General features: G+C 34.7%; 19 protein-coding genes. 4 read left to right on the top strand and 15 right to left on the bottom strand.

Annotated features, from left to right (window positions below; translation table 11 throughout):
• Positions 1–15: 15 nt before the first annotated feature.
• The 15 genes from CYO92_RS04170 to ccoG form a co-directional block, all read right to left on the bottom strand.
• Positions 16–1,206, bottom strand: coding sequence for a NifS family cysteine desulfurase (locus CYO92_RS04170; protein ID WP_103588782.1), 1,191 nt, complete (start codon positions 1,204–1,206; stop codon positions 16–18).
• A 413-nt stretch (positions 1,207–1,619) separates the two neighbouring features.
• Positions 1,620–2,978, bottom strand: a complete 1,359-nt coding sequence (locus CYO92_RS04165) for a thioredoxin reductase (RefSeq protein WP_103588781.1) — start codon at positions 2,976–2,978, stop codon at positions 1,620–1,622.
• Positions 2,979–2,981: 3 nt separating this feature from the next.
• A complete protein-coding gene (locus CYO92_RS04160) occupies positions 2,982–3,665 on the bottom strand; it encodes a 3-deoxy-D-arabinoheptulosonate-7-phosphate synthase (protein WP_103588780.1) in 684 nt (227 codons plus the stop codon).
• Entirely contained in the window at positions 3,656–3,913 is a 258-nt protein-coding gene (locus CYO92_RS04155; protein ID WP_141089859.1) for a hypothetical protein, read from the bottom strand. The genes CYO92_RS04160 and CYO92_RS04155 overlap by 10 nt, the downstream gene beginning before the upstream one ends.
• 87 nt (positions 3,914–4,000) lie before the next feature.
• Positions 4,001–5,341 carry a thioredoxin reductase gene (locus CYO92_RS04150; protein WP_103588778.1) on the bottom strand — a complete coding sequence of 447 codons (1,341 nt, stop codon included), beginning with the start codon at positions 5,339–5,341 and terminating at the stop codon, positions 4,001–4,003.
• A 3-nt stretch (positions 5,342–5,344) separates the two neighbouring features.
• A complete protein-coding gene (locus tag CYO92_RS09325) occupies positions 5,345–9,106 on the bottom strand; it encodes a hypothetical protein (RefSeq protein WP_180997842.1) in 3,762 nt (1,253 codons plus the stop codon).
• Between the two features lie 24 nt (positions 9,107–9,130).
• Positions 9,131–12,667 carry an Mbeg1-like protein gene (locus CYO92_RS04140; protein ID WP_103589609.1) on the bottom strand — a complete coding sequence of 1,179 codons (3,537 nt, stop codon included), beginning with the start codon at positions 12,665–12,667 and terminating at the stop codon, positions 9,131–9,133.
• Positions 12,668–13,330, bottom strand: coding sequence for a tRNA 2-selenouridine synthase (locus tag CYO92_RS04135; protein WP_103588777.1), 663 nt, complete (start codon positions 13,328–13,330; stop codon positions 12,668–12,670).
• Positions 13,331–13,610: 280 nt separating this feature from the next.
• Positions 13,611–14,264, bottom strand: a complete 654-nt coding sequence (locus CYO92_RS04130; protein ID WP_141089768.1) for a tRNA 2-selenouridine synthase — start codon at positions 14,262–14,264, stop codon at positions 13,611–13,613.
• Between the two features lie 93 nt (positions 14,265–14,357).
• Entirely contained in the window at positions 14,358–14,582 is a 225-nt protein-coding gene (locus CYO92_RS04125) for an ATP-binding protein (RefSeq protein WP_103589102.1), read from the bottom strand.
• A 21-nt stretch (positions 14,583–14,603) separates the two neighbouring features.
• Complete coding sequence (locus CYO92_RS04120) at positions 14,604–15,986, bottom strand: efflux transporter outer membrane subunit (RefSeq protein ID WP_103589101.1); 1,383 nt, start codon at positions 15,984–15,986, stop codon at positions 14,604–14,606.
• Entirely contained in the window at positions 15,976–19,101 is a 3,126-nt protein-coding gene (locus CYO92_RS04115; RefSeq protein WP_103588775.1) for an efflux RND transporter permease subunit, read from the bottom strand. Before CYO92_RS04115 ends, CYO92_RS04120 begins: the two co-directional genes overlap by 11 nt.
• A 10-nt stretch (positions 19,102–19,111) precedes the next feature.
• Positions 19,112–20,272: an efflux RND transporter periplasmic adaptor subunit gene (locus CYO92_RS04110; RefSeq protein WP_103588774.1), complete on the bottom strand. Its 1,161-nt coding sequence runs from the start codon at positions 20,270–20,272 to the stop codon at positions 19,112–19,114.
• Between the two features lie 108 nt (positions 20,273–20,380).
• Positions 20,381–21,007 carry a TetR/AcrR family transcriptional regulator gene (locus CYO92_RS04105; RefSeq protein ID WP_103588773.1) on the bottom strand — a complete coding sequence of 209 codons (627 nt, stop codon included), beginning with the start codon at positions 21,005–21,007 and terminating at the stop codon, positions 20,381–20,383.
• Positions 21,008–21,037: 30 nt separating this feature from the next.
• Positions 21,038–22,363: a cytochrome c oxidase accessory protein CcoG gene (gene ccoG, locus CYO92_RS04100; RefSeq protein WP_103588772.1), complete on the bottom strand. Its 1,326-nt coding sequence runs from the start codon at positions 22,361–22,363 to the stop codon at positions 21,038–21,040.
• A 138-nt stretch (positions 22,364–22,501) separates the two neighbouring features.
• Between ccoG and rpsU the strand changes: the two genes are divergently transcribed.
• The 4 genes from rpsU (at position 22,502) to CYO92_RS04080 (ending at position 25,249) form a co-directional block, all read left to right on the top strand.
• Positions 22,502–22,714 (top strand): 30S ribosomal protein S21, encoded by a 213-nt coding sequence (gene rpsU, locus CYO92_RS04095; protein ID WP_009294994.1) that lies wholly within the window; start codon positions 22,502–22,504, stop codon positions 22,712–22,714.
• A 103-nt stretch (positions 22,715–22,817) separates the two neighbouring features.
• Positions 22,818–23,450, top strand: coding sequence for a DNA-binding protein (locus tag CYO92_RS04090; RefSeq protein ID WP_084109681.1), 633 nt, complete (start codon positions 22,818–22,820; stop codon positions 23,448–23,450).
• On the top strand, positions 23,447–24,064 hold the full coding sequence (locus CYO92_RS04085; protein WP_103588771.1) for a UPF0323 family lipoprotein: 618 nt from the start codon (positions 23,447–23,449) through the stop codon (positions 24,062–24,064). Before CYO92_RS04090 ends, CYO92_RS04085 begins: the two co-directional genes overlap by 4 nt.
• Before the next feature lie 3 nt (positions 24,065–24,067).
• Positions 24,068–25,249 carry a glutathionylspermidine synthase family protein gene (locus CYO92_RS04080; protein WP_103588770.1) on the top strand — a complete coding sequence of 394 codons (1,182 nt, stop codon included), beginning with the start codon at positions 24,068–24,070 and terminating at the stop codon, positions 25,247–25,249.
• Position 25,250 lies beyond the last annotated feature (1 nt).

Genomic DNA, 25,250 nt, shown 5'->3' with positions numbered 1-25,250 from the left:
ATTTTCCTTTAAATTTTATAATCCGCTCTTATGCCATTCTGGGGCGTAGGCAAATGTACTAGAGATACCTCTTAGTCTATTTACTGCTTTTGTTATGTGCTCGATCGCATAATCAATCTCTTCTTCTGTATTAAATCTAGAAAGAGATAGTCTAAGTGCGGTGTGAGCTAGCTCTTTATCTGCCCCTATGGCCTCCATTATTGGGTTACTCTCTAATGTTTCACTTGCACATGCTGAGCCAGTTGAAGCTGCGATGCCAGCTTTGTTTAGATCCCAAAGCATAGCTTCACCTTCAACGCCTTTTATAGAAGCCAAAATGGTATTTGGCACACGTTGTTCTTTTTTTCCTACAACGCTAACGTCAGGAATTTGCAAAATTGCATCTTCAAGCTTATCACGCAAACGGCGAACATGAGAGTGCTCATAATCCATAAATTTATTTGCCAGTTCAAGTGCTTTACCCATACCGATGATGCCAGGAACATCGAGCGTGCCACTTCTGCGTCCACCCATGTGCTCACCGCCGTGAAGCAAGCTACTTAGTGGCATACTATTTTTTATAAATAGTGCTCCAACACCCTTTGGTCCATGAAATTTATGCGCAGAAAAGCTTAAAAAATCAACGTCAAGGTCTTGAACATTTATCTTTATCTTACCAACTGCTTGAACCGCATCCGTGTGGAATAAAGCTCCATATTCATGAGCGATACTAGCAAGCTCTTTTATAGGAAAGATCATGCCAGTTTCGTTATTCGCGCTCATTATAGAAACAAGCGCTACATTCTCATCCATTACAGATCTTAGCTGTTCTGGAGTGACTATGCCATCGTTATTTACATCTAAAACAGTAAGCTCTACGCCATATTTTTCTAAAAATTTACAAGTCGCCAAAATAGCTGGATGCTCAACTGCGGTTGTTACGATACGCTTTTTCTCGCCAGTTGCTATTTTGTCGAAATAGATGCCTTTTACTACCCAGTTGTTACTCTCAGTCGCGCATGAAGTAACAACGATATCATCGCTATCTTTTGCGTTTAGTCCGGTATAGAGCTGATCTAGCGCTGTTCTTAAAGCTGGATGTGTTTCAGAGCCAAATTTATGAAGCGAGTTTGGATTGCCGTATTTTTCACAAAAATATGGTTTCATAAGCTCAAAAGCTTCAGGATCAACCATTGTTGTAGCGTTATTGTCTAAATATACTCTCAAATTTAAAACCTTAATTAGGATAAAAAATATCCTTTTTATTTTTGATGGGATATTATAACAAAAAAGTTAAAAGCAAGTTTAAAAATATGCTTTAATTTTTTCAAAATCCGGCTCATTTTGATATTAAAATATATTGAAATTCTTTATCAAAATTTGTATAGAACGCTATTTGCGATTTTTCTTATAAAAAGGTCTAATTATCTCTTAAAATTAATTTATTTTTTTAAGTTAATAGTGCGATAAATATATTGCTTACATACATTATCTCTTTATAGTTTTCTTCTAGTTTTTCATATGAGGTTTTATAAAGTTCTATTAGGCCGGTTATCATAGAGATGCCTATGTCCTTGATTGTAGTGACTTAATATATTATAGTTGGCTCCAAGTGGAGCCATAGATATTAAATTTATTCTTTAATCCTTTATATTATGCTCTTTTGCATAGCTTAGGATCTTTTGCCTAAGATATTCAGGAAAACTTTCTCTATACATTACTGGCGTTAGTGGATTTAGCTTTTTATCTAATTTACTAGCCTCATATAGTCTTGTTAGCTCTTCTGGAGTATTATAGTATGGTGCATTAGGATAGCCCTCAGGTGGAGTTAGAGACATTATTTTGGATTCTAGGAGGGTGGAGTCGATGTAAAGGCCTATGTCTCTTTGTGTCATCCTATTTGGAAAGCCTTTTTTGTCAAATCTGGTTGTAAAATGTGGCATTTCCTTTTTGAGATATGACACAAATTCCTCCCTCGTTGTTTTATTAGCGTCAAAGTCTCTAGGATCTAATAGCTCACCTTTATCTTCTACAAGTTCTCTTAAAAATTTATGTGTTGTTCCCTCTGGGTCAAATACTACTCCGTCCCTATTAAAATCCATCACAAAGTAATTACCTACTATCTCATCTAGATAAGGCATCATACCATATTCATCTAGTGGAGGATTAGTAAATAGTTTTCTAAACTCTTCTGCCATTTGTAAATTCTTATTTAGACCTATATCATAAGTAGTGTATTCAAATAGATCACCTAAGAATTCTAAAGCTTTTACTACTCCTAATTGAGCTGCTAAGAAAATTCTTTGATAATCTCTTGCTTTAAAGCCTGCTTCATTTCCATATGAAAATCCCATAGGGTCTCCAAGTATCCCAGCACATATTCCCCACTCTGCAGAAAAGAGCATTGATTTTAATGTGCCTTTATTAGCATTTACTTCATCATAAATTTCAGCATATTCTGGTTTAGTTAGTTTGCCTTTACTATCTACTCTAGCTATTGCATCTTCAGGGATATCTATCATGGTGCATTTTAGATTACTTCTTTTTACTAGATAGATATATCTATCTCTTTTATCTTTTAAACTTTCATAGTAAGCTTTTTCTGATTTAGTCCAAGGTGATAGTTTGGTTGAGCTTGGTTTATAACTAATATCTAGCCAAGGTTTAAATGATAGATAGTCTGTTTGACCTATAGAATTTGGTTTAGGATTATAGTATAGTGGTTTATAGTTTTTATATGGAGATGAGTCTAGGATGGAGTGAGCTTGAATAAGCATTTGGGAGTGCTCTTTTATACCTATAGTTTCATTTCCATAATCAAGTGGTGAGACTGATAAATTTGTATTTTTATCAAATGGTATTTCCATTCCATTTGGAGCTATGACTATATATGTATTATTGTTATCCATTAAATTTCCTTTATTCATTCTTTTATTTATTACTATTAGTGATGTAGCTATTACTAAGATAGCTAAAGCTACAAATATAATCTTTTTCATCTATTATCCTATGTAAAGACCATCTTCCATGACTATGGTGGTAGCTAGACGACCTACTAGGCGAGGGGGAATATTCTCTTTACTTCTATCTTTTAAATCAACTTTACACCCCACATACACACCCTTTATGTTATTGTTGCCAATAGTATCAAGAGCCTCTACCAGATCTCTTGAGAGATTAGAGTGGTTGTTTTCATCGCTGGTGTTAAAGATTCCTTTTTTAAATTTGTTTATTATCTCAACAGCCTTTTGATAGTCTTTTATAGCATAAGAGAAGCTCATTCTATCTTGGCCATTGCCTTTATTGTATATATCATAAATTTCTTTCTCCTCTTTTACATCTAAATTTAACCCTCTTATCTCTACATCTGAGTTTGTATATCTACTTCTTGCATATTTAAAGTAGTTTGCATCTATCTCATTGCCAGCTCCTCTTAGCTCATCTAAACATAGATAAGTACTAAGGTTATTTAGTGCTAGCTTTGAAGCAAGGTTATGTGAGAGTTTGCTTTGTTTATTGTTTATATCATAGTAGATAAATGAGTTATAGTCTAATCCTCCACTATTTATATTTACTCCTAGAAATAGTCTATTTAAATTTAGACTTATATAGTTTTGATAGATCATTACTGGATAGTAGCAATAGCTATTTGTACTATTTTTATCATAAGCTTCTTTTATAGACATAGGTTTATATGAGATATTAGTGCGTAAGCTTCATTAAATTTATATGTGTATCTTGTGTGCATTATTTCGTTGTAGTTCTCTTCTAGTTTTTCATATGATGTTTTATAAAGTTCTACCATACCTTTAAGAAAAGCTACTCCTACATCTTTGCCTAGTGATTTGCCATATCCTTTTAGCATATTTCTCATAGCTTCGACATCTTTTGGATTAAACATATAAGTTTGTTTCATAAAAGCAAAGCTTCTCATACTATTCCAGATGATACTTATGTTATAGCGGCCTATTAGGAGACGAAGTTTGGCTCCAAATGGAGCCATAGGTATTAAATTTATTATCTAATCCTTTATATTATGCTCTTTGGCATAGCTTAATATCTTTTGCCTAAGATCTTCAGGAAAACTTTCTCTATACATTACTGGTGTTAGTGGATTTAGCTTTTTATCTAATTTACCAGCCTCATATAGTCTTGTTAGCTCTTCAGGTGTGTTGTAATATGGTGCATTAGGATATCCCTCAGGTGGAGTTAGAGACATTATTTTAGATTCTAGAAGGGTGGAGTCGATGTAAAGGGTAATAGCTCTATCGTCCCAAGTTCCAGGAAAACCACCATTAAAGTCCTGACCACTTCCATCAATATTGTCTTTAAGGTAATTTATAAATTCTTCCCTCGTAGTCTCGTTTGCATCAATATCTCTAGGGTCTAGTAGTTTGCCTTCATCTTCTACTAATCTTCTTAAATGAGCATGCATTGAGCCATTTGGCTCAACTACGGTTAAATTTCTATTAAAATCCATCACGAAATAGCTTCCCACTATCTCATCAAGGTAAGGCATCATGCCATATTCATCTAGTGGAGGGTTTTTATATAGTTTAAGAATTTTCGTGTAGGTATCTAAATTTTTATTTACTCCAACTGTATATGTATAATATTTAAAGCAGTCTGCTAGTACATGTAGTGCTTCTACTTCTCCTAGTTGAGCTGCTAAAAATACTGCTTGAAATTCTCTTGCTTTAAATCCACCTTCATTTCCATTGCCTAGTGATTCACTATCTCCTAATACTCCAGCACATATTCCCCACTCTCCTATAAAGAGTTCTGATTTAAGTGTATTTTTATTTCTATCTACTTCATCATAAATTTCAGCATATTCTGGTTTAGTTAGTTTGCCTTTACTATCTACTCTAGCTATTGCATCTTCAGGGATATCTATCATGGTGCATTTTAGATTACTTCTTTTTACTAGATAGATATATCTATCTCTTTTATCTTTTAAACTTTCATAGTAAGCTTTTTCTGATTTAGTCCAAGGTGATAGTTTGGTTGAGCTTGGTTTATAACTAATATCTAGCCAAGGTTTAAATGATAGATAGTCTGTTTGACCTAGAGAGTTTGGTTTAGGGTTATAGTATAGTGGTTTATAGTTTTTATATGGAGATGAGTCTAGGATGGAGCGGGCTTGAAGGAGCATTTGAGATTTTTCTTCCAAATGTGCCGTATTATTTTTTGTATTTTTAGAAGCTATCAAATTTGTTTTTTTGTCAAATTCTATTTTGTCTCCATTTGGAGCTATAACTATATATGTATTATTGTTATCCATTAAATTTCCTTTATTTATTGCTATTAGTGATATGGCTATTACTAAGATAGCTAAAGCTGTAAATATAATCTTTTTCATCTATTATCCTATGTAAAGACCATCTTCCATAACTATGGTGGTAGCTAGACGACCCACCAGACGAGGGGGAATTATGCGACCATTAAATTTTTCATTTTTAGAGTCATTTTCTTTACACCCAACATACATACCCTTTACATTGTTGTTGCCTATTACATCTAGTGCTTTTAGTAGTCTTCTTGATTTATTATCCACTTCTGATCCATTAGTGTTTAAATTTCCATTTTTAAAGTCTTCTAGTATCTCCATAGCTTCGTTGTATTTGTCTATTGGCAAGGCTTGTTTTGAAGTGCTTTTACTTGTCTTATACATATCATAAATTTCCTCTCTTTGTTTTATATCTATTGAGTTTGATGGGCTTATATCTAGTTCTCTTTTAACCCCTTGCAGCATAAGCTCTTTTGGTGTATATGCTAGTTTCTTGTTTCTTTTGTTTAGGTTGTTAAAGAACTCTTCATCAGTTTTATTGTCTGTTCTTAGCTCATCTAGACATAGATAAGATATCATAGTATCTAGACTTATATCTTTTGATAGATTAGAGTCTAGTTTGTTTGTAGTGGTGTTTATGTCATAGTAGAAGAAGTTATGATAGTCTAGTCCTCCACTAGATAGTCTTCCTCCTATGATAGTTCTTTTTAGATCTATATTTATAAAAGATGAGTATATCTCTATAGGGTAGTAGGTATATTCACTTGTTTTATTTGAATAAGGTTCATAAGATATATTCTTAACAGCATAAGTTTCATCAAATTTATTTGTGAAATACTTATGAAGTATTAGTTCATAAGATCTTTTTTGGTGTTCGTAAGATGAGCTATAGGCACTATCTACTAAAAATTTAAGTCCAGCTCTTGTTATATTAGATACTGTTGCCTTTCCAGCATTTTTTACAAATTCTGTACCTATTCTTAATGTTATAAGTTTTTTTGTGACATCCTTATAATCTTTTGCTAATTTTTCTTGATGCTTTAGTTGATCTCTACCTTTTGCTTTTGCTTTTCGATCAAAATATGAAAAAAGGTAATCATTGCTTATTAGCTTTTGCATCCTAAAAAATTCACGCCTACTTAGAAGGTTAAAATTTTTTTTATCACTTGCACTAATTAACTTAAAAATAGGCTTTTCTTTTATTAGCGTAGCCAATCTAAGCTCTCCACCTGTTGCCATAAATATACCTTTGGCAACATTAAGAGGAGTAACGTCTTTGCCTACATAAAACATTGTCCTTATGACGCTTTTCCATACAGTCTCACCGCATTTATCTATAAAAAAACCATAAAATGGAAATATATCGGATAATATATCGTTCATTATAGACTTTAATGAAAAATCTATCATATCCTTATACTCATCGTTGTTTATCTGCTTTATATATTTTTTAAATTTCTCATCCTCTATACTACTCGTATCTATATTATTAGGATTACTAAGTTTCTTTTCAAGTTCTTTATATTCTTCGTCATTTAAAGAATTTTCTTTTTTGAATTTACTTGCAAATTTTTCATCGCTCATATCATATATGTCTAGAGTTGTTGGTTCTTCAAGTATCTTTTTTAACTCACTATATGTATCATCATCTAATATATGATCGTCATCAGCCACATGACTTTTTTCTATTGAGTCCACTATCTCCTCTATGCAGATGGCATCCTTTTGTCCTGCTTTCGCCTCTTTTTCTTTTTTAAAGAAATATATGGGTATTTTTGTTTCATCTTCTTTTAGATAATAGGTGTTTTTGGATAAAACTAGAAATGTTTCGCCATATAAATTTATGGCCTCACTCCCAAGATAAGACTCTGGTTTGATTAAGGAATTATCAAATATTTGTCTTAATATAAAATATCCCATCACTAATAAGAATACTTTTGTGGCTGGATAATAGTATTCTGTTTCTATTATAAATGCGCCATTAGACTCCTCTGACAATAATTGCATCATGCCTCTATCATCGATTGGTATTGAAGTTGGCTTACCTAAAGCATAAATAATACGATCTTGTTCCGTATTTGAATTCAAATTTAAAAAGAAGATTTTGAATTCCTCTATGTTTGCCTCTAAAAATTCTTCTTCTCTTTTAATTATCTCTTCCATGTCTTTGGCATTTTTAAAGTACTTATCTATATGACTTAAATAGGTATTGGCTTGCGTAAATTTAATGAAACGTTCCGAGCCATTAAAAATTTCTTTACCCATTGGTTTGTTAAATATAAAATTGTCTGAAATATAACTTTCAAATTTCTTGATTTTCTCTCTGCTAACCCTTGTAAATGGGCTTAGACTTAATAAATACAGATCTTCATCATTTTGAGCATCTACTTGTATGGAGTACTGACTATAGTCTTTCGTGGCTTTTAGCTGCTTAGGGTCAGTCACTTTCTTGTTATCCACCCTATTTAGACTGTCCATTATCTTATAGTTTAATACGTTTTGCAAAAGGTGCTCATTTAGTTTTGCATTTTCTTTCATAGGGGCATTTGAAATAATGAGATAGTTTTTAGAGGTACCGCTACTGTTATTTGTATTGTGAGTATCGTCCTTTGTAGTTAAGGATTTATCCCTTAAAAGATTCGCAAATTTTAAAGAATTGAAAAATGGATACTGCATATAGACAAAATTTGCTCTATTTGCGATCACACACTCTTCTATCCTCTTAAGTAGACTCTCTTCAGCATTATCCTTATCATTTTTACATATTGATATATTATTTTTTTTATCTATATTTTCATATTTGCTTATCTTTGCTTCAAATAGGCTTTTTTCATCACTCTCTAATGAAAAATTAGAGCAAATTCCAATATACTCATCGTAATTACTTTTCGTCTTAGTGGCTGTTATATCAAACCCTGAAAAATCTATAAATGCCCCACTATTTTGATCATCATTTGTAAAAACCAGAATATTGTTAAACGATACTGTATTTAATAACCCTAATGTAAAACCAAACTTAGTAGCTAGTAAGCTCATAACCGGACTAGAAAAGGCATAAAATCCTCTTTTTTGAAGAAATTCACCTATATTTTTAGTGGCAGAAAGTGCATCTGGCACGGCAAGCAGTAGTGTTAGTGGCTTAAATGTAGCCCTTAAATCAGTTATATCAAGAAGACTAAAAAAGAATTTAACTATCTCTTTTGCCATATAAATCTTGCCATCCTCTGAAGCCTTTTTAAGGTTCTCTTTGATTTCTTCAAAACCGTCTTTGATTGCTTCTATACTCTCTTCTTCTTTATCAAAATTTTCATGATTTAATATTATGGTTGCTTTTTTTATTAGCTCATCCCTTAGCCTATCCAATAAGGAGTTAATATTTCGATCTATTTTTTTATAGTTGCTAACTAATTCACTAGATGCTTCTTCAAAATTTTTAACCATATTGCCTTGTTCTCTAAAAATATTTGCAAGATTTACTAGTTCTTTAGTAAACTCTTCAATGATATCCTTTTCTTGACTAAGCACCTCCAATTTCATACTACTGTTTGCGACTTTTATTTCATCAGTTCTTTCAAAACCATGCTCATTTTTGAATAAACTAAATTTATCAAAATATTTATACGTCTTTATAATAACCTTTTTGCCTTCTTTTTTTTGATCGTACAGCTTGGTAAATATCTTATTATATAAGGCATCTCCATTTAATATATTTGTATTATAAAAATGGTTTAAATCACGGCAATAAAAGGTTATATTTTTATATCCTTCTCCATTTACGCCGACCTCAAAAAGTAGTTCTTCTATGCTTCTAATAATTTTTGTATTATCTAATCTCAAGAACGATCCCTCTCTTTAAATTTATCAACTAACAAGCATTACAAAGCTAGTTGTGTTTATGCCATTTGTATAGCCACTATCTAGCCCTTTAGCTATCTCAAGCTCTATACTTTTAGCTCCAGTTGGAGACATAAAAACATAAGTGTAAGTATGTCTATTCTTTTCTATATTAGAACTATTAAATTCATCTAAACTGGCAAAAAAGCCTACCCCACTTTCCGGGCTATTTGCCTTTTTGTAGTTCTCTTTATCAAGAGGGCTAAAATTCTTTGGAACTACAAATATCAAATTCAGCTTATCCACTCCATATCTTAGTTTAAATTCTTTGATGTCATAACGCTTATCATCATAATTATCCGCTAAAAGAGCCTTTAAATTCTTATCCTCTACGTCTCTTCCCTCGTCTAAATTGAGTTTGATCTTGCTGAAGCCATTTTTATCTTCAAATTTTTTATCAAATAGATAATAGGTAGTTACCAAAAGATTATCTATTTGAGAGGCAAAAGCTTTTATATGAAGTCTAATCAATGGCTTGTTTAAATTTGGATTTTGTACGGCAAGGTTATTATTCTCAAACATAGGATTACCTAAACTATGCTCTAGTTTTAGTTTATTCTCTTTTTTTATACACCTTAGCGAAGAGCCTGTGTTACTTAGGCAGTTTGGCACTAGATCTTGCATTACAGCGTAGTGATCATTCATACTTTTTAGACTAAGTGCTGATCTTGGTACATAAGCTACTATGACGCATGGGATCCTAGCTGAGCAGCCTACTATCGGTGAATTTATAAAATCAACATCAAGTATCACGCCTTGATCGTCTGATCTTATGCTCCTGCCTGCCCTACTTTTTAAGATCACATGACCGCCATGTGGGCAAATGATAGTGTCATCCTCTATGACAGGGCATGAAGTCGCAGTGGATGAAATTTCTTTAGATTGATTATCTTTTTGTAAATTTTGCCTTTGATTTAAATTTGAAAGAGCCTCTTTAGTCTTTTTGCTCATTGGTTTTAGATCGATATTTAGGCTCTTATTTAGTAGTGAATAATTTAATATATTTGCTTGAGAATTTCTATAAGCAACATTTAGCCTTCCTATATCTTTATCCTCATCTCTTGGCTGATGAGTAAAATTTAGAGGTATATTCTCATCACTATTATATTTTTCGTCTTTAAAATAAAGTGGATAATCCTCCTCTTCATTGGCTTTAGATAAAAGAGCAGAGTTTAGATATATTCTTTGATTCATATTTTTACTATCTAGATTAAATATCTCCTTTAATACTTCAACATCAACGATACTTTTATCTACTGCACTTACACTAAGGGTATCGTTGTTTTTATAAAAGATACTTCCTACACTCTCATTCATAAGAGCTTTTATATCATCGGTTGCTACTTTATTGTTGTAGGCTACATCATCGTTATTTTGAGCAGATTTATTATTAGCTATTACTATGGCTTCATCACTAGAGCTTATGTCCTTAGAGTCTATGCTAGCCAAGAAATTTTCATTTTCTTTTAGCTTTGCTAGATCCGCATATTTTAGATTTATTATGCTCTTTAGCATATCTATTCTATCTTTTACAAAGATGCTAGCCTCTGCTATATCTACTCTATTGTCTCGTAGTATCGTTATATTTTTATAGATGTTTTTGCTATAAGAGAAGTATTTACCAAGCTCATTTACATCTATCTTTTTTTCAAATACAAATAAATTCAAAGCACAAATTGCCACTAGCATATCTATATCGCCAGCTCTAGCATCACTTACTATCTTTGTCGCATCTAGTTTATCTAGATCATCTATATCTAGTATCTTTACTAGATGTGCTTCTTTGTTGCTATTTTTATCTATGTTGCTGCCTAAATTTTCTATTATATACCCAACCATATCTTGCTTAAAATTTTCATCACTAAATTTGCCATATTCATAAAAGAGATTTAAATAAGCATAAAAAATATATAAAGGCGTATCTAGCATAGAAGCATCACTTATATCATCTATATTTACATCCAAATTTAACTTCGATCTTATGCATTTTAGTTTAAATTTAAGCGACTGGATATATTCATTTAGATAGTCAAGTGCTTCAGCTATATCTTTGCCTTCTATCTTGGCTTCATTTTCTTTATTTTCTAAAAGATAGCACAGCATATATAAAACCAAAACACTCTCTTTTAAAAAATGAGATCTAACCAATATATTCACCAAGTGTCTATTCTCAGTATTTTCATACTTTACTTCGCCAGTTGTATCTATGCCTAGCTTATAGCCTAGATCAGATATGACCGAAAAGGTAGGTTCTATCAAAACAGCTACATCTTTCGAAAAGCTATCTTCATCTCTATTTATACTTTGTTTAACGCTCTCTACGTGATGTATCTCTATGTCTATATCTTTTTCTTTGCTAACTTTATTTATATTAGAGCTCACCTTTTTATCTGCAAGAGTCTTTTGAGCTTGTTCATTATTTTTAACTACATCTACGTATTCATCTACACTGCTCTTATCATCTTTGAAGCCAAACATACCTTTTATCTTGTTAAAGACTGAGCCTACCATCTTTCCTATAAAGCCATCTTTGTCTATGACCCTTGCTATCCATCTTGCACCTTTTGCTATGGCTTTAGCCACAAAGCTAAGAAGCCTTAAGCTCCAAGTAAAAGCTGAAGCTAATATGCCACCATAAATTCCTGGAGCGTTATAAGTATAGAGTTCTTTTACTCCGCTATCTTTAAAGGTTACTGCATATATTTGAGCTAGATGACCTCCTAATGAGTGACCTGATAGGATGATGTCTTTGGCGGTGTTATCTAAACCACTTAAGTTTTGACTATGGGAATTTATAGCTTCTTGCATAGAGGATTGAAGTGATTTTAAAGCAGATATTTGCATAAGCGCTCTTGATGTAATTGCCATAAAGGCATCATCTAAGAGATCATTCATTTTCATCTCTGTTCCTCTAAAGCCTATTATATAGTTTGACTTAAGCGTATCATAAAATATAGTTGAGCTAAAACCTGATTTTTGATTAGGTATGTGCTTTACTAGCTCATAGCGATTAACAAAAAGTTTTGTGCGAGGGGAGAGGGATTCAGGTTTATAAAAGATATAGGGTGGCTGATCTGGTACCAAAGCTATAAAATTTTTTACATCATTTTTGAGTTCAGTATCTTTTGTTTCTCCATTTGCTCCAACCGGCTTCTTTACTATTTTATCTGCCATAAATCTTGCTTCTATACAAAGAGCATAAGCGGTAGGGCTTCCTGCTATTTTAATAGTTTTATTATTTTCATCTCTTTGGTCTGATTTTAAAATATCTCCCTTTGTTATGCCATCCGCATATCTCCAAATAGGCTTTTTCTTTTCATCTTCTCTATAAGAATTTACAATACTTTCAGGGACATTATCTTTACCAAATTTATCATAAAGCTCATCAAGTCCATTTCTTTCATTTTCAAATACATTATGGAGCATTGCATAACTTGCATCAGCTATATCAATATAGTCTTTAAAGCAATTTATTAGCTCTTTATTTGATTTTTTAGTTTGCACTTACTTGTCCTTGTTTGCTTTTATAAATTTGTTGTTTGTTAGAATGAATTTGTTTCCACCGCTTACCGGAACTATACTTTTTTTACTAAAGCTTATTCCCATTCCTTCATCTCCAAATAAGCCATATTTAGTACTATATGTTTCATAATAAACATCTATGCTTATAGGAACTATTTCTCCATTATCATCTATATATAATTTTCCTAAATCTAAATATGGTTTTTCTTTGTTAAAATTTTCTAAATCTATAAACTCAATTATTTTATTTATATAGACTTCAGAGATTTTAGCTTTCTTACCAGTTTGGTTTTCATAATCTATCCAGCGAGTGTAGTATTTTTTACCATTTGAGAGGGTTTGAGGGAGTTTTTGATTTACCAAGGTCATATCTACATCATATATCGTTATAAATTTATCACCTTGCTTTATCTTTCTAGGATTTGATCTTATTTTATCCCCTAAATTTTTGGCTAGATCTTCTCTTTCTTTTTCTCTTTTTTCTATCTCATCAACAAATTTTTGATTAAATATATATACTCCACCATATTGTTTAGCTAAGTTTTCTAGTTCAGAGTTACTTATCTTTTTATTTGCTTGATTAGCTGAGCAAGCTATTAAGAATATACTTGTTAGAAGTAAGAGTGTTATAGCTAGAAATTTCATTGGTTATCCTTTTATGTTTGAAATTTTAGTTTGGATATTTTATTGTTATTGTATTTATAATATTATTAATTTATTATGTGCTGTTTGGGGTTTATTAAAATTTATTATGCAGATAAAAGTTTATTTCAAGTATTTTCATAATTTACTTCATTTTTCATAAAGCTCATCAAGTCCATTTCTTTCATTTTCAAATACATTATGGAGCATTGCATAACTTGCATCAGCTATATCAATATAGTCTTTAAAGCAATTGCTCTTTATTTGATTTTTTAGTTAGCACTTACTTGTCCTTGTTTGCTTTTATAAATTTGTTGTTTATTAAGTAGAAAATATTATCTCCTGATTTTGTACCAAAAGACTCTTTAGTAAATGATACACCTCTACCTTCATCACCAAATAGTCCATATTTGGTTTCAATATAAGTATATGAAAGATATATTTTTATAATTCTCATCTCTTTTCCATCAAAATACATATATTTAGGGTAAATTCTAGGTTCTTCTTTTAAAAAATCATTTCCTATAAATTCTTTTATCTTATTCGTATAGCTTTCAGGTACTTCTGCTTTTTTACCAGTATCTCTTTCATAATCTATCCAACGAGTGTAGTATTTTTTACCATTTGAGAGGGTTTGATCCATTTTTGGATTATCATAAAACTCTGTTTTTAAAATTTCTCTCATTTTTTGATTTCTTTCATTTTTATTAGGTATTGTCTTTATTCTCTCTAAAATTTCTTTTCTTTTACTATCTCTTATTTGTTCTTGTCTCTCTATCTCTTTCTCAAATTTCTCATCAAATATATATACTCCACCATATTGTTTAGCTAATCTTTCTAGTTCAGAGTTGCTTATCTTTTTATTTGCTTGATTAGCTGAGCAAGCTATTAAAAATATACTTGTTAGAATTAGTAATATAAATGCGGTAAATTTCATAAATAAATTTTTAAAATAAATAATCAAAAATCTAAGAATTTTACACAATGAAGTCAAGAAGTTCATCTAAGGATTTTGTCCTTAGATGAAAGATTAAGATTTTTTGATCGCTCTAATAGGAATAACAAATATTGCTGCGATCACATAAAAAGCAATACCAAAAACAGCTGCCATCATAAATATCTCGCCGATATCATAAAAGCTTGACTCAAGCCTAATGGTATCCACGTAATTTATCGCAAACCATAATGCTACGCCAAGAGCGATAGCAAAAACAAAAAATCCCCAAGAAAATAAAAAATTTAAAATCTTAGTCATCAACTTTTCTCCTTTTTGAGTTTATTTATCTACCTTAAATCCGCCGCCAAGTGCTCTATAAACTTCAACCGCGCTATCTACCTCATCAAGCTTAGCTGAGATATCTTGAAGCTTTGCTTGAAGCAAATTCCTCTGTGCATCAAGAAGCTCTAAGTGACCAATATAGCCAGCGTTATACTGATCTTTAGCAAGCGAATAAATTTTTTGCTGCGATTGTAGCAAATTTTTCACCTGATCCAAAGAGAGCTTTGCATTTTGCCTTGATATAAGGGCGTCTCTGACCTCTCCAAGTACAGTTTTTACCGTGCCTTCATAGGTAATGGCTGCGATTTGTTCGTTTGTCTCTGCGATGCGGACATTGTTTTTTGTTCTGCCGTAGTCAAAGATCTTCTGAACTAAAGAGCCTCCTATGCTCCAAGTGTTGGCGTTTCCTACAAATATATTTTCAAAATCAACACTCGTAAAGCCTAAAAGTCCAGTGAGTGAGATCGTAGGGAAATAATCAGCCTTTGTCACGCCAACAAGCGCATTTGTCGCCTTTAGATCAGCTAGCGCTTTTGCTACGTCGCTTCTTCTTAGCAAAATTTCAGAGCTAATGCCAGCACTTATCTCGGGAGAAGCTGGTAAATTTTGCGAGCTAGCAATAGCTCCACTTAAAATTTCATTATTACTTTTACCAGTCAAGATGGCTAGTGAGGTGATAGCTTTTGACTTTGCATTTAATATAGATGTAATATTGGTCTTAGCGCTTTCTACTGCTGCCTTACTTTGTAAATAAGTCATCTCATTTATGCCGCCAAGATCAAGCTGCGTCTTGCGAAGTGCAAGTGTCGCCTCGTAAGTCTTTAGCGTCTCTTGAAGTACGGCCTCTTGCATATTTAGCGACACTAGAGCAAAGTAGCTTTTTGCCACACCTGAGCTAAGGCTTAGCCTGGCGCTATCGTAGTCAAATTCGCTTGCATTTAGGCTCTCATTTGCTGCAAGCACGCTATTTCGCACTCTGCCCCAAAGGTCTATCTCGTAGTTTAGCCCTAAATTTATGCTCGATGTTCGGTAGCGTGTTTGAGGCTGCTTAGTGTATGTTTCGCCACTGCTTTTTGCTTTTGTGTAGCCTACGTTTAAATTTACCCCAGGGAGCAAGCTAGCCTCAGCAACGCCAAGGCTCGCCTTTGCTTTTTCTAAATTTAAATAGGCAATGCGTAAATTTGTATTTTTCCCAAGCGCACTTTCAACAAGAATATTTAAATTTTCATCTCCAAATTCCTTCCACCAAAGATCTCTTACATCGCTTGTCTCGAAAGTGTATGTTGAGGTGAAATTTGTATCCACATCTGGCATATCTGGGCGAAACGAGCAACCAGCCAAAAACGCCGCTGTTATAAGTATAAACGCCTTATTTCTCATCTTTTTTTGCTCCCTTTTTCCAGTATTTTTCATTTAAATTTTCAAGCAAATAGTAAAACATAGGCACGAAAAATATCGCTATCGTTGTTGATGCGATCATACCGCCAACTACGCCAGTTCCTAGTGAGTGACGAGATGCAGCGCCAGCACCCGTGCTTATAACCATTGGGAAAACGCCTAGAGTAAATGCGATCGAGGTCATTACGATAGGTCTAAAGCGAAGTTTGGCCGCATTTACAGCTGATTCAAATATGCTCTTTCCACTCTCGCGCTCTTGCATAGCAAATTCTACGATCAAAATGGCGTTTTTGGCCGCTAGACCGATGAGCAGCAAGAGTCCGATCTCAAAGTAGATATCATTTGTTAGCCCTCTTAACCAAACAGCTAGCAACGAGCCAAATACTGCAAACGGCACGGCAGTTATGACTGCAAGTGGGATGAGCCATCTTTCGTACTGAGCCGCAAGGATCAAAAAGACAAAGACCATACCAAAGATAAAGGCGACCGTGCCTGTTCCTTGAGAATTTACCTCTTGATACGCCGTTCCAGCCCAGCTTATAGCGTACTCATCACTACTTAGTGTGTCATTTACGACCTCTTGTATCGCTCTTATCGCATCGCCTGATGTGTAGCCAGGTTTTGGATCGCCCATGATCTTAGCCGCTGGAAAGAGATTAAATCTATCAACGATATCAGGTCCGATCGATCTTGTGAGCGTCGCTACTGAATTTAGTGGCACCATGCCGCCCTCGTATGAGCGAACGAAAATTTTTCTTAGATCCTCGGGGTTGTTTCTAAAGTTATTGCTTGCCCTTGCATATACGCGGTATGATTTACCCGCAAGGTTGAAGTCATTTATGTAGTAAGAGCCAAAGCTAGCCGCTATCGTGCTAAAAATTTCGCTCTCGCTTACGCCAAATAGCCTTGCCTTTTCTTTATCAACCGTTATCTTAAACTGGCGGTAGTTTGTCTCAAGCGTCGTTCTTACGCCAGTTAGCTCAGGTCTTGCGTTTGCAGCTGCAGTTACCTTTCTAGCGTCCGCTTCTATCTCGTTGTAGCTCTTGCCACTCTTATTTTGTAGATACATCTCAAAGCCGCCAGTCATTGATAGACCCATGATAGGTGGCACATTTACGACAAAAGTCATTGAGTTTTTTGAACCCCAAAGCATGCCATTAAACTGACCTACTAAGGCATCTGCACCGTCCGTTGCGCCTTTTCTTTCGCTCCAGTCTTTTAGCTTGACAAAGCTGATGGCTGAGTTTTCTCTAAGTGAGCTAGCTAGCATATCATAGCCTGCAAATCCCATGGTAAATTCGACATTTGGATTGCTCAAAATGGCGTTACTAATAGATTTTACCTCTTCTTTGGTCTTTAGCATATTTGTTGAAGGTGGAAGCGAGGTGATAACCATCAAAGCGCCCTTATCTTCTGAAGGTACAAGCCCTTTTGGCACTTTTTGAAAAAGGCCATACGTCGCAAATCCCATTATGCCAATGACTATAAAGCTAATGATGACGTGTTTTAAAATTTTTGCCACGCCTGCTGTAAAGAGCCTAGTGCTAAAGTCAAAAAAGTCGTTAAATTTCTGAACTATCCAAAATGGCTTGTTCTCTTGTTTTTTAAGCATAACCGCACAAAGTGCTGGCGTAAGAGTAAGAGCGACAAAGCCTGAGATACAAACAGCAACAACAAGTGTTAGCGCAAACTGCTTTTGTATAACGCCAACAAAGCCCTCCATAAATGAAACTGGCACGAAAACCGCGCAAAGCACGAGCACGATAGAGATGACAGGGGTTTGTACCTCCTCCATCGCCTTAAACGTGGCGTCTTTTACGCTTATGCCTTTATCTTCATGCAAAATTCTTTCAACGTTTTCTATAACGATGATCGCGTCATCTACGACGATACCGATGGCTAGGATCAGGGCAAAAAGTGTGATCAAATTTATACTAAAGCCCATCACATAAAGACCGCCAAATGTGCCTATGATAGAGACTGGAACGGCAAGCATTGGTATGATGGTAGCTCTAAAGCTCTTTAAGAAGAAGTACATTACGATAAGAACTAGTACCATCGCTTCTATGAAAGTTTTTATAACTTCGTCTATTGAGACGGTGATAAATTCAGTTGGGTTGTAGGCTATGGTGTGCTCTAGGCCAACTGGGTAGGTTTTCTTTAGCTCTTCAAGCTTTGCAGCGACTGCTTCAGATGTCGCAAGTGCGTTTGCATCATTTTGTAAAAATAGCAAAAGCGGCACTGCTGGCTTGCCATTTAGCATAGCATCTGATGCGTAGCTAGCAGCTCCAAGCTCGACTGTGGCGACCTCTTTTAGCTTAACAACTGTGCCGTCTTCACTTTTTATCAAAATTTCGCCAAATTGTTTTGGATCTTTAAAACGACCTTCAGAAACCACAGAATAAACATAAGGATTTTCACCCTTTGATGGCTGTTCGCCGATCTTGCCAGCGGCGTATTGTGAGTTTTGAATTTTTACTTGAGAGATGACGTCGCTTGGAGTTAGTTTAAACTGAGCAAGTCTATCTGGCTTTAGCCAAATTCTAATCGAGTACTCTTTGTTGCCAATTAGCACTGTATCGCCGATACCATTTACCCTTTTAATCTCGTCAGCAATGTTTAAATTTACATAGTTATATAGCTCAACTTGGTTCATATTTGGATTTGTAAAGCCAACAACTTGAAGGATCGAGCCACTTCTTTCACGCACCGTTACGCCCATATTTTGCACTTCTTGAGGTAACCTTGAAAGGGCAGCTTGCACGCGGTTATTTACATCGATCGTAGCTTGTTTTGACGATGAGCCGATCTTAAAATATACGCTTATATTCATAGTACCTGCTGAGCTTGAGGTACTTTGCATATAGAGCATATTTTCAACGCCATTTATCTGATCTTCGATCGCACTTGCGACTGAGTCGGCGATAGTCTGCGCATCAGCACCGCTATATGTCGCACTTACAGAGACAGTAGGCGGTGTAAGACTTGGATACTCCTCTATTGGAAGCCCCTTGATACCCATAAAACCTGCTATAACTATGATGATAGATATAACAGTTGCAAATATCGGGCGGTTTATGAAAAATCTTGAAAACATCTATCTGCCTTTACTTGCTACTTGTAGCGTTTACATCTTTGCCGTTTATAAATTCCGCACTTAGGTCTTTATCAGTTTCAACTGGTGCACCAACTCCTATTTTAAGGAAGTTATTAACAATTATCTTATCACCCTCTTCAAGACCTTCAGTGACCGATACCATATTTTTTGTTTGATATCCTGTTTTTACATTTTTTTGGCTTACTTTGCCATCTTTTACGACTAAAACATAAGAGTTTGTAGCGCTTTGTTGAAGGGCAACTTGTGGGATGTTAAAGGCATTTTTTTGAACAAAGCCACTCATCTTTATATGCCCAAACGCACCTGGCAAAATTTTACCCTCGCTGTTATCAAAGCTAGCCTTTGCTAAAACGCTGCCAGTTGCGGTATTTACGACGTTATCTATAAATGTTACTTTGCCATTAAAATTTTCGCCATTGACGCTTAACACAGCGTCACTATTTAGCTGTTGCCATGACCCGTTATCCAAATTTGTCTTTCTAGTTAGATTATCCACATCGGCGATATAAAATTCTGCTTCAATAGGATTTATTTTTGTAAGTCTTACAAGCTTTGTTTGGTTTGCTATGACAAGCGAGCCAACATCTACTTGGTTATCACCCACTACGCCGTCAAATGGCGCTGTGATAGTCGTGTAGCCAAGGTCGATTTTCGCATTTTTTAAATTTGCTTTTGCACTTACTAAATTCGCATTTGCAATATCATAGGCTGCAACTGCTGCGTCATAGTCTTTTTGAGAGACTGCATTTTTCTTATAAAGAGCAGAAATTCTTTTAAACTCAGTCTCGGCATTTTTTAAATTTGCATTTGCTACGCCAACAGAGGCATCAAGTGAGTCAAAGCTAGCTTGATATTTTTCTGGATCTATCAAAAATAACTTGTCGCCCGCTTTTACTTTGCTTCCCGGCTTAAAAAACTGCTTTATGATAGTTCCGCCAACTTTTGGATAGATAATAACATCTTGACTACTTGCAACCGTTGCAGTGTAATCAAAACTAATAGGTATGTCTGTTTTTTGTGCGGTAAAAATATCCACATGAGATAGCGGCATCTGGCGACCTGCTGCCGCTTTATTCTCTTTATTTTCAAAACAACCACTTAGAAATAAAACTGCAACCGAAAGCATAAGAGCACTTTTAAAATTTACCATAAAAACCTCTCTTAATTTTAAATTTTAATATCATATTTAGTTTTTGTAATAATTGTTACAAAAATTTAAAGTTCTCGATTCTATTAGAAAACAAATAAAAAGTCAATTTTATTTTTTACTAACTCCATTCAAAAACAACTCAACACACAAGCTAATATGCTTTTTACGCTCTTTTTCACTAAGCTTTGGTTCTTCATTTATCAAAAGCGAATCATAGTAATAAGCTCCAATCACGCTTTGTATAAAGTACTTTGCAGCAAATTTGGCTGAAAATTTTGAATCAAGTTTGGCTTTTACCTCATCTCTTTCAAAGAAATTTATAAGCACAAGATCGATCTTTTTTAAAATTTGATCCAAAAACGTCTTACCAAGTTTGCCGCCATTTTTAGAACCCTCACTCATCATTATCCTACCAAGAGAGATATGCCTTTTGCTGCAAACGATAGAAAATATTATGGTTGCAAATTTGGTTAAAAATTCCTCCAAGCTGTGGGAAATTTTAAGATCTATTTTCTCATCGATCTCTTTTATAAGGCTATCTATCTCTTGCTCAACGATCGCCTCAAAAAGCTCCTCTTTGTTCTCAAAAAACGTGTAAATGCTAGAAAGTGATCCGCCACTTATCGCTACAATATCGCTTAAGCTTGTCTTTTCGTATCCTTTTTCTAAAAATAGCTCAAGTGCTGTTTTTACAATAAGTTCGTATCTTTTTTTACCCTTTTCTGAGATCGCCATCTTGCTTCCTGTTAATTTTTTGCCATTTTATCATCTTTTAGGATAGATAAAAGTACTTTGCCTTTGCACGCTAATAGCTGGCTCGTCAGTGGCGTAAGCTTTTATATTTATATGTTTTAAAAGATCTTTATCGCTTAAATTTTCATTTTTTGATTTTAACGTGACAATGACTCGTTGCTTTGCGCCAGCTTTTAATATAAATGGCTTATTTGGGCGAGAAATTTCTATATTCTTATCATCTACTTCAAAGTAAAAGGCATGCTCTTTATTTTGTGTATTTTGCACCAAAAATACGTAAGAATTTTCGACTTCATTTTCGCCTAAAATTTTATAAAGCTCACTTGTTCTATTTATGTTTAAAAGCATACTTTCTTTTTTGCCACTCATCAATGCCCCAGCTGTCAAAACAATGCCCAAAATAACGAGATAAGCAACCGTTCTAAAGCGTAAAATTTTGACTCTTTTTTGCTCTTTTATAGAATTTATACTTCTCCACTCAATAAGCGAGCTTTCATCAAAATGCTTCATCACTTTAGCACAAGTATCGCTACACTCTAGACAATTTATACATTCAAGCTGCATACCTTTTCTTATATCAATGTGCGTTGGGCATATCCTCACGCATGCCTCGCAGCCAGTACATAGCGCACCCTCTTCTTTTGGCTTTTTAAATTTCTCTTTTCCGTTATAGATTACGCCGCCTCTTTTTTGGTTGTAAATAACTTGGATAGTGTCGTTATCAAACATCACTGATTGCACCCTAGCGTAAGGACAGACATAGATGCAAAAATTTTCTTTTAAAATGATGACATCATAAACTAACCAAATAGCTATAACAAGCCAAAATGCAAGTAAAACTCCGTGCTCACTTGGCTCTTTTAAATAAGCAAAAAAATCAAGCGGTGGTACAAAATACCATAAAAAATTTGCCGAAATAATAAGAGCTAAAACACACCAAATTCCAACTGCTAAAGCACGCTTTAAAATTTGTCCTTTTGGCTCATTTTGTTTATTTTGGATATTTTTTCTGATCTTTAAAATTTTAGTTTGCAAAAGGTCACGAAATATCGTTCTAAAAATAGTTTGCGGACAGCTCCAACCGCACCAAACACGCCCTGCAAGTGTCGTTAGAAAAAATATGCTTAAGAATAAAATGATAAATAAAAATGGCAACAAATAAAGCTCTTGCATATCAAATTTTGTAAAAAATAGATCAACTCTACTTTTATCAAAACTTAGCAAAAATAACTGTGCATCATTTACCCTGATAAATGGCAAAACAAAGACAAATAGCGTGATACAGGCGAAAAAAATGTAACGCCTCTTGGCGTAGCTAAGATGAAATTCCTTTGACATAATAAGCCTTTTTTGAAATTTTATGATTATAAAGCTTATGGCATTAAAAGAGTTTTAAAAAAAAATAGTTAAAAGCTTAAATTTATGAAAATTAAACTATACTCATGGCTTATTTTAATCTGAAAGGTGGTGAGGACGTTGCCTGGTATTAAGGTACATCCTAACGAGTCATTTGACGAGGGTTACAGAAAGTTTAAGAAACAAACTGACCGTAACTTAGTAGTAACTGAAGCAAGAGCTAGACGCTTCTTTGAGCCTAAAACTGAGATCCGCAAGAAACAAAAAATTGCAGCTCGCAAGAAAATGCTTAAACGTCTTTATATGCTTAGACGCTACGAGTCAAGACTCTAAAACCAAGACAAAGAGGGCTTTGCTCTCTTTGTTTAACTCTTCTTTTAGCCTTATTTTTTTATAATCAAAGCAAATTTTTTATTTTATTTTAAACGGAAATTCGATGCAAAAGCTAGCTATAAACGAAGCTGCAGAAATTTTAGGCATAACAAAAGAAGCAGTCTATAATAGAATCCGCCGTGGTTCGATAAATACAGTCATTGAAAATGGCACAAAATTTGTCATCCTTGATGAGAAACCAAGTAGCGAAAAGGCCACAAAATCCGCTCCAAAAAGCACAAAAACTAAATCCCAAAATGATGAGTTTGTAAATTATTTGCTAAATGAGTTAAGCGAGCTAAAGAGCTTAAATTTAAACTTGCAAGCCGATAAAGATAGGCTTTTTAAAGAAAAAGAGCAGATGCTAATCGAGCGAAAAAATGAAATTTTGCAAATTTATAAGGACAGAGATGAGAAACTCATGCAGTTTCTAAATGCTATGCAAAGGCCGCTTTTAGCACAAAAAAATGACGATATGCCAAATAACGAAGCGATAGAGGCGGAGATAGAAAATGAGTCAAAATGGATAAATTTAAGTGAATTTTTAAAGGAGCTAAATCTAAAGCCAAAGGCAACGAAAAAAGCCAGTGAAAAGATAATAAAAGCGATACATCACTCCAAATTTATCAAATTTAAACGAGGCGTGATACTTGTTAGAAGACATAAAAATTTAAAAGAGTTGATAGGAGAGATATGAAACACATTAAAAAAATAGCTACTTATGCTGCGGTAGGCGGATTTGGTGCGATCGTTATGGCTGGCCTTGCTGGTTGTGGCAGTAACAATGGCGGTGATGAAAACGCACTAAATGAAGTTGCGCAAAAAAACGGTGCCTTTGTCATCATCGAAGAGAGCGCACCTGGAGTTTATAAAATTTTAGAAGAGTATCCAAGTACTGAAACTAGAGTCGTGTTAAAAGATATCAACGGCACTGAGCGTGTGCTAAGCAAAGACGAGATCGATAAGCTCCTAGCTCAAGCAAATGCAAATATCGACAATGGCACTTCAAATTTAACAAAAACGAGTGACGCACAGCTAAGTAGCGGCAGTCTAAGCCTTGGTGAGACGATACTTGCCTCAGCTGCTGGCGCGATACTTGGTAGCTGGATAGGTAGCAAGCTTTTTGGAAATCAAAATTTCCAAGCTACTCGCCAAAATTCTTACAAAAATCCAAGCGCATACACAAGAAGCGTTGATAGCTTTAATAAGCAAAAAGCAGCAAATTCTGCTGCAAGAAGCAGTGGCGGTAAGAGTGGATTTTTCGGTGGTGGCTCAAAATCAAGCTCTAGCTCATCAAGCTTTGGAGGCTGAAAAATGATAAATTTAAGAAAAATTACGCCATTAAATAACGAATTTATGGAGAAAATCGGCTTTGCGTGGCATACAGATAACGATAACAGCTCATATATCGCAGATGAGATCGTGCAGGTAAAAGCAAGTGAAGCGGATGCTTATTATGAGGCGGCAAATGAGCTATACGATATGTATGTAAATGCCGCTCAGCACGTCATTGACAACAACCTTTTTCACGAGATAGGCATACCGTTTAATCTCGTTGATAGTATCAAAAATAGCTGGGAAAATGACGTTCACTGGCACCTTTACGGCAGGTTTGATCTAGCAGGTGGGCTTGATGGCAAGCCGATAAAACTGATCGAATTTAACGCCGACACGCCAACGGCAGTTTTTGAGACGGCGATCATCCAGTGGGCGATGCTAAAACTAAATCATATGGATGAAGCAGAACAATTTAATAACCTTTACGAAGCTCTAAAGCAAAATTTTAAACGCCTTATCACGCTTGGCGACGATAATGTAAATTTTGATGATGTTTACGAGGGCTGGGGGATACTATTTAGCTCTATCGCTGGCAGTATCGAGGATGAGCAAACCGTGAAATTACTACAATACATCGCAAAAGAAGCCGGCTTTAAAACCGACTTTGCCTACGTTGATGAGGTCGTTTTTAACGATGATGAGGGCATTTTTAAAGGTGATGAAAATTTCGAGTACTGGTTTAAGCTTGTGCCTTGGGAGAGCATAGCGATCGATGAGGGCGAGCTAGCACTCATACTTTCAAATATCATCAAAAACCAAAAAGCCATTATCATAAATCCAGCCTACACGCTACTTTTCCAAAGCAAGGGAATTTTAAAAATTCTTTGGGATCTTTATCCAAATCATCCACTCTTACTTGAGACCTCAAATGAGCCACTAAAAGGTAAAAAATATGTGAAAAAGCCGGTATTTGGCAGAGAGGGCGCAAACGTCTCGATACACGATGAAAACGGCGCACAAATAGCAAGTAATGACGGCGAATACGACTCAAATAAAGCTATCTATCAAGAATTTTACGAGTTTAATCAAGATGAAAGAGGTGATAACTACCAAGCTGGCGTATTTTACGCTTATGAGGCGTGCGCGCTTGGATATAGAAAGGGCGGCAAAATTTTAGATAACTACTCTAAATTTGTAGGACATTTCATTAAGGACTAAA

This window comes from Campylobacter concisus (assembly GCF_002913715.1).
In the GTDB taxonomy this organism is placed as follows: domain Bacteria; phylum Campylobacterota; class Campylobacteria; order Campylobacterales; family Campylobacteraceae; genus Campylobacter_A; species Campylobacter_A concisus_AG.
This window is presented reverse-complemented; position numbering and strand designations above follow the sequence as displayed.

Coding starts and splice junctions, on each gene's coding strand:
- CYO92_RS04135 (WP_103588777.1), bottom strand. CDS start 13,330: ATGAAATTTCTAGCTATAACACTCTTACTTCTAACAAGTATATTCTTA.
- CYO92_RS04115 (WP_103588775.1), bottom strand. CDS start 19,101: ATGTTTTCAAGATTTTTCATAAACCGCCCGATATTTGCAACTGTTATA.
- CYO92_RS04130 (WP_141089768.1), bottom strand. CDS start 14,264: ATGAAATTTACCGCATTTATATTACTAATTCTAACAAGTATATTTTTA.
- CYO92_RS04150 (WP_103588778.1), bottom strand. CDS start 5,341: ATGAAAAAGATTATATTTACAGCTTTAGCTATCTTAGTAATAGCCATA.
- CYO92_RS04165 (WP_103588781.1), bottom strand. CDS start 2,978: ATGAAAAAGATTATATTTGTAGCTTTAGCTATCTTAGTAATAGCTACA.
- CYO92_RS04160 (WP_103588780.1), bottom strand. CDS start 3,665: ATGTCTATAAAAGAAGCTTATGATAAAAATAGTACAAATAGCTATTGC.
- CYO92_RS04125 (WP_103589102.1), bottom strand. CDS start 14,582: ATGACTAAGATTTTAAATTTTTTATTTTCTTGGGGATTTTTTGTTTTT.
- CYO92_RS04105 (WP_103588773.1), bottom strand. CDS start 21,007: ATGGCGATCTCAGAAAAGGGTAAAAAAAGATACGAACTTATTGTAAAA.
- CYO92_RS04080 (WP_103588770.1), top strand. CDS start 24,068: ATGATAAATTTAAGAAAAATTACGCCATTAAATAACGAATTTATGGAG.
- CYO92_RS04090 (WP_084109681.1), top strand. CDS start 22,818: ATGCAAAAGCTAGCTATAAACGAAGCTGCAGAAATTTTAGGCATAACA.
- CYO92_RS04085 (WP_103588771.1), top strand. CDS start 23,447: ATGAAACACATTAAAAAAATAGCTACTTATGCTGCGGTAGGCGGATTT.
- CYO92_RS04120 (WP_103589101.1), bottom strand. CDS start 15,986: ATGAGAAATAAGGCGTTTATACTTATAACAGCGGCGTTTTTGGCTGGT.
- ccoG (WP_103588772.1), bottom strand. CDS start 22,363: ATGTCAAAGGAATTTCATCTTAGCTACGCCAAGAGGCGTTACATTTTT.
- CYO92_RS04155 (WP_141089859.1), bottom strand. CDS start 3,913: ATGAGAAGCTTTGCTTTTATGAAACAAACTTATATGTTTAATCCAAAA.
- CYO92_RS04110 (WP_103588774.1), bottom strand. CDS start 20,272: ATGGTAAATTTTAAAAGTGCTCTTATGCTTTCGGTTGCAGTTTTATTT.